Source organism: Microcystis sp. M53603_WE2 (assembly GCF_030065435.1).
Map to the genome: position 1 here is coordinate 1 of NZ_JASJFF010000905.1, position 1,486 is coordinate 1,486.

The 1,486-nt window shown below is 49.3% G+C and carries 1 pseudogene; it reads right to left on the bottom strand.

Going from position 1 to position 1,486, the window contains the following annotated elements:
* A pseudogene (locus PX481_RS19245) lies at positions 1–1,457 on the bottom strand (hypothetical protein); the annotation flags it as partial.
* Between the last annotated feature and the right edge of the window lie 29 nt (positions 1,458–1,486).

Below are 1,486 nucleotides of genomic sequence, written 5' to 3' on the forward strand. Positions count from 1 at the left end.
AGATAAACACCCCCTTGGCTGACTCCGATTCCCATCCCTAGTAGCGATAATTCATCCCGGGAGCGCAATTTTGCCGCTATCATCGCCGCTAATAGTCCCCCCATCGTCCCGGCGATTAAATCGGCGCTGATGCCTTGGATGCTGAATAGGGAAAGACCAGCAGTTAAGAGGACTTGGGTGACGGCCAGAGTCGGGCCGTAGAAACTGCTGACTAATAAACCCACGGCTGCCAGATTGGTAAAGGGAATATTGGCGATCGCTAGGATCGGTGTGGTAAAACTCAGTAAACCCAAGAGAAGAAAATCCCGGTGACGCAGGGGCCGATGGAGACGCTGGGAAACGAGGCAAAAAGTCCCGATCGCACTGGTGACAAGGATTGCCGTTGACCCTAAACCCATCCAGTTAATGCCCCGTTCGCTTAAACCAAAACCATCGATGAGAACAAACTGAGCTTGAGTAATTTTTTCGCCTGCTTTAACGATAATTTGACCGGTTTGAGCGCTAGACATGACCATATCTACCGCTTCCACCGCTTTAGCGGCTTGTTCTTTGGTTGCCTCCCGATCTTCTATCAGGTTCGTTTGTCCCTCTAGGGCTGCCAGAAGGATATTTTCGGCTAAAGACTGCTGGCGACTGGTTAGGCGATCGCTGCTAATCTGCACGGCGATGGTATCCTGTAGGTGACTGGTGGAAATCCCCGGGGGAATGCCTTGCACCAAAATCCGGCGACTCGCTTGCAGGACGGCTTTTTCTAGGTTTTGCCACTCTCGATCGCCCATTTGGGCCGCTGTGATCAGATCGGCGTATTTGAGTTTATTTAAGCTGGAATGCCGATAATTTTGGCTGGTTTGCTCCTTTATTTGCCGTAATTGCCCTAATCGATCGATAAATTGCTCAAAGTTTCCCTTGGCCACGCGCTGACGATAGGCTTGGATTTCGTCTATAGCATATTCCTGCTCTTTTGTCAAGAGTTTCGTAAAAGATTCTTCATAGTTGAGGCGGCTTTGTAGAGTTGACCATTGAGGGGCAGAAAAGGTGAGCAGCATTTCCATTGTGGCGTTAGAAATAGTCCTGCCCATTAAAATGGAATTTCTTCGCAAAATTGGGCGAATTTGACTTAATTGCCCTAAGGTGTCCTGCAGCGATCGCTCGATCTGGTCGGTGGTTTGGGGGTCTCTTTTCAGCCGGGGAAGCAGTCCAGCCCGAATTTTTTGGCGTTTGAGGGCGGTGGTTTCTTGGTCTTGAAAACGGGCATCTTCGGGGGCGATAATCGTAACCGGGGAAATAGTCCCGACGGCCAATTTCGGCTGATTATAGAAACGATAACCGACCACGCTAGTCAGACAACCGACGGTAAACAGGAAGATTAAGGGTCGTCGCAGTTTACCCAGGGAGTAAGAGCGAGATTTTCGGGCAGAATCAGGAAAAACAGTGAAAGAATGCAGAAAATGATTCATAAATTCCAGCTAAATTCTATAAACTGCGC